Raw genomic sequence first — 7,384 nt, forward strand, 5'->3', positions numbered from 1 at the left:
TCAGTCCCCGGTGCGGCGCGATGCCATGCGGCCCAGCGCCCAGAACACCGTGAGCGCGACGATCAGGCCGGCGAGAATGCCCGCGAGCGCCATCAGCGACGGGTAGCGCGAGATATGCACCCACGCGCGTGCATACCACGGAAGATCGCCGACGAAGTAGCGCTCGCCTACGCGCAGGCCCTCGACCTGGCCGTGACGCACGAGCGCGAGGTCGCCGTGCATCTGCGTGATCTTGCCGCTGTCCTGGAACGCGTCGAGCACGTCGCCCAGTTCGGCCGACGAGGTGGTTGTGAGCGCAACCACACTTCTGCCGGCCTCGAGCGGCGACTCGAAGCCGATCAGCGCCGCTATCGGACCGCCGAGCGTGACGATCGAGCGGCCCGATGGCGTCAGGTCCTCATCCTCGGTGCCGCCGCGCCAGCCCGGCCAGCCGCTTCTCTGATCGCGCGTCGTCACCTCGGTCCTGCCGCGCTCGATGAGGAGCGGCAAGTCCTTGCCCCACTTCGCGAGCAGTTGCGCGGCGGACCCCGAGCCGATCACGAGCAGGTCGCGCGCGCGCACGCTATCCACCTGGCTCGCGGGCACGATTGTCACGCGCAACGAGGGCAGGCCCGTCCACTGACCCATGTGACCGAGCATCGTGAGCACGGCTTCCTGGTCTTTTGTGTCGGGGGCGTCGGGAATCACGATGGCCGTATCCGAGAGATCGGCCATGCGCGTGAACGGAAAACCGCTATTGGCGAAGTAGGCGAGATTGGGCAGCGCGGTGTAGTGTGCGAAGCCGCTGAAGTCGACCACCGAGTCGGGATCGACCGCCGCGCGCGCGACGTCGGCTGCAGTGGAGGTGCACAGGCCGGTCTTCTGCGAATCGATGTGAAACTGAAACTGGAACTGGTTGTCGCTGCCCACACGGAACGCGGGAATCTCCAGATTAGCCGAAGCGCGCGCGTCGGAACCCGAGATCAGCGGCACGCTGATGCGCGCCTCGTCGGAGGCGCGCGTGACGGGGCGCAGGCGCTGCGAGCGCACGAGCTGGTCGTTGATGCTCACGTTGAGCACCGAATCGTTCCACGCGGAGGGCGCCGTGTAGCGATAGCGCACGTCGAGCGGCACGTTGCGCTGCGCCCACGCGTAGAGATCGGCGGGCACGCGCAGGTTCACGCGGATCGCGGGCGGGTTGTAACCCGACACCTGGAGCTGCTGCGGGTCGCTCACCAGCTCGCGGAACAGCACGGGGCGATCTGTGGGCACCCAGTTCGGCGCATCGTAGGGCTTGCGGGCCGGCCCGAGATCGACCGATTGCACCGTCACGCTGCTGCCCGCCATGCCGGCCTGGCCGAGCACGAGCGCGTTGGCGGCGTTCTCCAGCTCCTCGGGCGTGCGGCCCGCGATCACGAGCAGCTTTCTGCCCGATTGCGGATCGGCAGCCGGGTTGGGCATCACCGAGATCGTGGGGCCCTTGATTTCCGGCAGGTTCAGCCCTTCGGGCACCTGGTCGGGGAGCACGAGCGCGATCGCGTTCGCATCGGGCGGCGCGGTGCGCGTGACCGCGAAGCGCGAGCCGCGATAGCTCGCGAGTGCGCCGAGCCACGACGAGACCACGCCGGCCGCGCGCAGCGTGGGCACGCCCGCGTTGGCAGCGAGCACGAACGGCACGCGCACGAGTCGGTTGTCGTGGCGGTCGAAAAATGGCACCGGCAACAGCGCGAGGCTGTCGGGCAGGACGATGCCGGCGGTATCGAGCGTGAGCGTCGTTTCCGGGCTTACGTCGGCCCACAGGCTCGAGTGATAGGCATCCTCACAATGATCGAGCGTGTAGTGCGCGATCATCTGCACGCTGATGCGGTTGAAGTCGGTGAAAAGGCGCGGGTCGAGATTGATCTCGCTCGCGACGAGTTGCCCGGCGGTCTCCTTGACGAGCGGAATCGTCGCGACGACTTCCCCGTTCACGAACACCTTGAGATGCGAAAGCGACCAGATCAGCGAAGGTGAGTACGTGTAGACGAGCTTGAGCTTCGCGCCGGTCACGACCTCGTCGGTGCGCACGTCGACGTTCATGCTGGCGGTGGGATCGAGGCCGCGCAGCGCGATGGGGTCGTACACGCCCATCTGGCGCAGCGTGAAGGTGCGCGTGCGCGCAGGCCCAAGCGCCGTGGGCGCGGCGGCCTGAGGCAGGACGGTGCCAGGCGCGGTCTGGATGACGACAGGCCCGGTCACGGCAGCAGAAGCCGCGGCTGGCGCGCTAGCGGGTACGCCGCTTGCTGCGCTCGCCGCCTTTGCGGCAGGCGTGGCCGCAATGGCTGATATGTCCGCCGCGAAAAGGCTCGACCCAAGCAGCAATCCGGCGACGAGTGCGCCCAGCCCAACTTGAATGGATAGTCGCATCGCAACAGACCTTTCTCTTCTTCGAGGTAGCTGCCGCTTGCATTGCCAAGGCAGCTACCAGGGATATAGGCGGACACACGCCGCCAGCTATTTCGATACTGCCTCGACGTTGGGTGAGTTTAGCTGAGTGCCACGGATCGCGCCCTATGAGTGTGCGCGGCTTATGCGCATTGCGTGAGGTGTCGAGATGACCGATTGGCGCGGTACAGCGGCCGAATTTTACATTCGAGTGCAAAGGCAAGCGGGTCCTTGGGGGGCGCCTGACAATTCTGGATCGTGTAACGTACTGCGATGGCGTTGCGAAAGTGCAACGCGTGCCTTGCGGGTGTGGAGGCAGGGGAACGTGATTCAGACGGTGTACGGCTGCCCAGCCGTGCACTGCCTCGAATGACCGCCGCCAGTATCGCCTGATTAATCAGGATGGCGTATCAATTGAATCGATCGTACGATTGCGCGATGACTGGTGGAAATGGGTGGCGACGCGTGTGAAGTTCATCGCCATTGCTCTACGGCTATCTCTACGCGCCGGTTTCGCGCACGTCCCTCGAGCGTATTGTTGTCATCGAGCGGTGACGACTCGCCATTGCCATTCACGGTTATGCGCTCCGGCGATATTCCGGCATCGGTCAGCGTCTTCATGACGCTCTGAGCGCGTAGGGCCGAGAGTGACTGATTGGTCAAGCCGTTCGTATTTTCCAACGGCGTATTGTCCGTATAGCCGGTCAGGTGGATCAGCAAGTTCGGCCCTGCCGCTGCGATTACGTGGCCGATTTGCGAGAGTGGCGGGATGGCGGCGGGATTCAGTGAGAACTCGCCACGCGCAAACATGCCATCGACGCGGATGACGAGGCGGGAATGATCGTCGTTCTCCTGGAGCGATACCGCGTGGGTCGCGATCTCGACAGGCATCAGGCTTTCGATACGCTGGGCGACAGCGGGAATCGGATTCACATGCCGTCGTGCGACTTCGCTTGCATACCAGCCGGGCAGAAAATACGCGCCAGCCGCGAGCAAGGCGGCTGCCAGCGCCCCGAAAACAAGCCATTTGAGACGCCTCGGCTGGCTGGTGCGCGGACGCTCTGGCGCCAGTGCCATGCGGAACGCGACAACATCGATGTCATATTCGGACTCAGACCTGGACTCGGGCTCGGACGGGCGTTGTCTCGTCGATCGCGTCGATCGGGTATTGCGACGCGCTGCACGCGGCGTTTCTTCTGTCATCCTGATCAACCGGCCGAGGCTGTTTCGAATGTCCTGCAGCCTGCGCGACCCATCCTGCGCACGACGATAGCGGCCCTCGAAACCGCACGCGAGAATTTCCTGTAGCAGTTCGAGCATGTCGCCTTGCGCGTCAGGATCCCGCATCGCGTTGTTGAGCATGCCGAAAACGCGGTCGTCACCCTGGCGATCGTAGCCCAATGTCGTGGCCAGACCGTTTGCGCTCCATTCCGTTCCGGTCGCGGCGCCTTTCCCCCAGGCCGTTTGCATTGCGGCTTCATCGAGCGCGGAGCACAGGCAATACAGCGCGTCGTCGGCGGCGGCGCGCGGCACCATGAGACCGGCACACACGCGTTCAAAAGCTCTCGCTTCGTTCAGCAGCCGCTGCCGGCGCGCGAGCACGGCGTCAGCATCCAGGTCGGCTGGTGGGTCGCGCAACGCCTGCAGCAGCGGCCGCGCAGCTTCGAGCAGCGGACGGCCGGCCGCTGCGGCAGTCTGCAGGCGCTCGGCGCGCGAAAGGGGAATGGTGTAGATGCTCGCGAATGTGCTGGGTTGCCTCGTGGGGTTCATCGCGTGTCCTCAGTGTCCCGCAAGGGAAGTCGCCAGCGTGCCGGCCGACGGAAGTCCCGCGGGCGGCCCGCTGTCCGGCAGGCTGATCAGCGGCATGGAACTCGGGCAACGGAACGTCGTGAGCACGTCGCTCGTGAGCGGATTGGCCACGCTGGCGGTGCCGGCGATATCGAGGACCGCTTTGCGTCCATCGAAGTCGAATGCGACGCGCGTGCGCCCGGGCGTCGCGGTCTGGATGGCCCGCCCCTTGCTGATGAGGCGCATAAGCGCCCAGGGGCCGTCCGCTGCGATCGTGGACGTGTCGGGGCGGATGCGCGGGCTCGCCGTGATCTCGGCATGCACGCCGCCGCGCGGGCCGGGCCAACTGACGCTGAATGGAGTGACGGGACCGTGTTGGTATTGCGTGTTCTGTCCATCGATTTCGATCGAAAGACTCATGATGGTCGGGTCCATTTCCGGTACGCGGACTTCCGCTTTCCACACGAGCTGCTTGCCCTGTTCGCCAAAGAAGACATCGCGGATTGCCTTTGCATGCTCGAACGGTTCCAGATCGGGGCCTCGCACCGGATCGGTGGAACCCGGCAGCGTGCGGTAACGCCAGGGCTTCACCGACGTATCCACGAATTGCGCGAGGTTCTTGGTGAAGAAGTCGTCGATTACGCCGCCCTGGGCGAAGACGCGCGTGAAGTCGTCGATGCTCACTTCGCGCTTGCTTTCGGGAGAGAACGGGTAGTTGCCTTCCACGGTTAGCCGGCACGCGTCGCTCACCACGCTCTGCATTTGACGCGAGAGCAGCTGTCCGATCCCCTGATTCACCTCGCGCGAGCCCTGGATGGAAAGGCCCAGCAGCACTTCGCGAAAGGGCGCCGGCATGGTGTTGGCCGCCATCTTCAGTTTCGCGGCGATGTCGCTCGCAGGCGGCATGCTGTTGTTGCTGATCGCGTTGTCGGCCACGGTAAGCGCCGTGTAGTAGTCGTTGAGCATGCTCGACACGCCATCGAGTCCGGTCTTGCCGGCGGCGCTCGCATTGTCCTGGGTGTCGGCCCCAACTTCTGCACTCCCCGTCACCATTTCCCGCAGCGCGGCGAAATGGCTGTCGACGAGTTCGCGCTCGACGCGCTCTTCGGCGCGAATGCCGAGCGCCTTGTCGGCGTTCTTGCTGAGTTTGTCGGCTGTTTTCTGGAGAATCGAGCCGTCGCTCGCGATCGGCTGCGTAAGCGTCGTTTCATGCGCGGCTGCCCGCGCAAGCCGCGCCAGAGGCGAATCCGGCGCGGCGAGTTGGCGCAGGACCTGCAAGTTGAAAGAGAGGCTGGTTCCCTGCACGGTGCGGATGTCGCCGAGGAACGCGTCCCACTGCTGGGCATATTCCGTGAGATAGAGCCGGCGGATTGCCGCTGTTACCGTATCGTCCGCATCGGCGGCGGATTTCACAAAATCAGCCGTTTTTTTTCAGCGTCGCCCAGGTAGGAGCGGCCCATTACCCACGCATCGTCGTCGCGCGCGTCCTGCGCGAACTCGCGCAGGCGCTTGTCGAACAGATTGCGGTAGCCGTCGAAAGTAAACAGTCCCGGCACGCCGCGCGAAAGCGGGCCGCCACTCGCGCGCGTGAACACCGTGCCCGCTTGCGGGCCGACCGCGCGCAGCAGCGTGAACTCGTCGGGCGCATCCTTTTGCATGGCCGCCTTCGCGCGATCGTAGAGCCGTTGCGTCGCGTTGCTCGAGTCGAGGAACGCGCGCGCTTCCTGGATCAGCGCGTCGTTGCGGATCAGCGGCGACTGCACCACGTGCTCGCCCGAGAAAAGCTGCTGGACATGCTCGATCATCGTGGCGCGACCGCCGAAGATCGAGGCGCTATCGGTTTTCGCCCAGTCGTCGAGCACCCAGGCCTTCACGTCGTCGGCGTTGAACTTTGCCTTGTCATACAGCATGAGATAGACGCGCAGCGCATTGAACGTGCTTTTGGTGTCTTTCGTCGCGATCGAGTTCGAGATGACGTCCTCCATGCGGTGAACGATCTGCGGCAGCAGCAGGTTGTTCTCCAGCGCAAAGTATGTGCTGTGGCTCGCATCGACAATGCCGGGCGCCGTGTAGAGGCCGTAACGATAGCTGCCATCCGGATTCGAAAGGTCGAGGGCCGTCAGCGTTGGCAGATAGCGGGCGTCGCTCAGCGTGTCTGGCACCGCTTCGGGTTTCGGGTCGCGATAGAGCTGCGTGACGCGTGCCGCGAGCGTTTGAGTCTTGTGCCGGATCGCGTCGAGATAGTCGGTGTTGTTGCCGAAGCTCACGCGCAGGCCGAACGCGAGCCACACGAACAGCAGCACGGCGAGCGCGTGGCCGAGCAGTCGCAATACGCGGAAGCGGTATTCCCAGCGCAGGTTCGGGCTGACGAGATGGGCTTCCGGGAAGACGACTTTCGTGAACAGGTCATGCAGGAAGTAGCTCAGATGACCTTCAGCGCGAGGAGGATGCGTGACGATATCCTTGCCTAGTCCCGTGGCGAGGTGCTGCACGATCGTGAGCGGCTCTGCAACCACCGCGGAGCCGCCTTGCGCCGCGCTCGTGAAGTACACGCCGCGCAGCGTCGCGTGCAACTGCGTGTCGTCGTAGCGCGAATCGAGGAAGAGTTGTGACAGGAGTTCGACGAGCGGCGCCGAGAGTGCTGCAAATGCCTCGGGGAGCGCCGCCAGGCGGCGACGGCGATCCGTATCGTATTCGTCCTCGAGGCGGGTATTGACGCTGCTCTCGAGACGCGCGGCCAGTTGCCGAAGCTCGCCGTCGCATCTCATGGTGAGGCTGGCCTGCGCCGAACCGCCCGTGAGCGTCAGCGTGAAGCCCCACATTTGTGCGCGCGTTTCCTCAGTGAGCGAACTGAAATAATCCGCGAAGCCGGGCATGCGGTCCGTCTGCGTGATCAGCACGTAGATGGGAAAGCGAATACCGAGTGTTGCGCGCAATTCGGCGAGACGTGCGCGCAGCGCGTCGGCCTCGATTGCACGGACAGCGGGATCCGGATCGGTCAGCACGTCGAGGCTGATTGATACGAGCGCGCCGTTGATGGGCGCGCGCGGACGATGGCGGCGCAAAAGCTCGAGGAACCCTCCCCACTCCGCCGCGTCGATGCGCTCGTAGTCGTCGCTTGCCTGTCGGGTGGTTCCCGGCGTGCTGGTCGTGGCCTTTGCGGTGGAATCGTCCGTCGCAGCGGCTTCGGTCG

At 64.8% G+C, this 7,384-nt stretch carries 2 protein-coding genes and 1 pseudogene; all 3 read right to left on the reverse strand.

The annotated features are described in order from the left end of the window. Positions 1-2,385 (reverse strand): cellulose biosynthesis cyclic di-GMP-binding regulatory protein BcsB, encoded by a 2,385-nt coding sequence (bcsB, locus tag VMJ11_RS32555; protein WP_325625173.1) that lies wholly within the window; start codon positions 2,383-2,385, stop codon positions 1-3. 492 nt (positions 2,386-2,877) lie between these two features. Beyond that, positions 2,878-4,173, reverse strand: coding sequence for a type IVB secretion system protein IcmH/DotU (icmH, locus tag VMJ11_RS32560; RefSeq protein WP_325625174.1), 1,296 nt, complete (start codon positions 4,171-4,173; stop codon positions 2,878-2,880). 9 nt (positions 4,174-4,182) lie between these two features. Next, positions 4,183-7,384, reverse strand: a pseudogene (gene tssM, locus VMJ11_RS32565) (type VI secretion system membrane subunit TssM); the annotation flags it as partial.

The sequence above is a fragment of the Paraburkholderia sp. genome, from assembly GCF_035501035.1.
GTDB lineage: Bacteria > Pseudomonadota > Gammaproteobacteria > Burkholderiales > Burkholderiaceae > Paraburkholderia.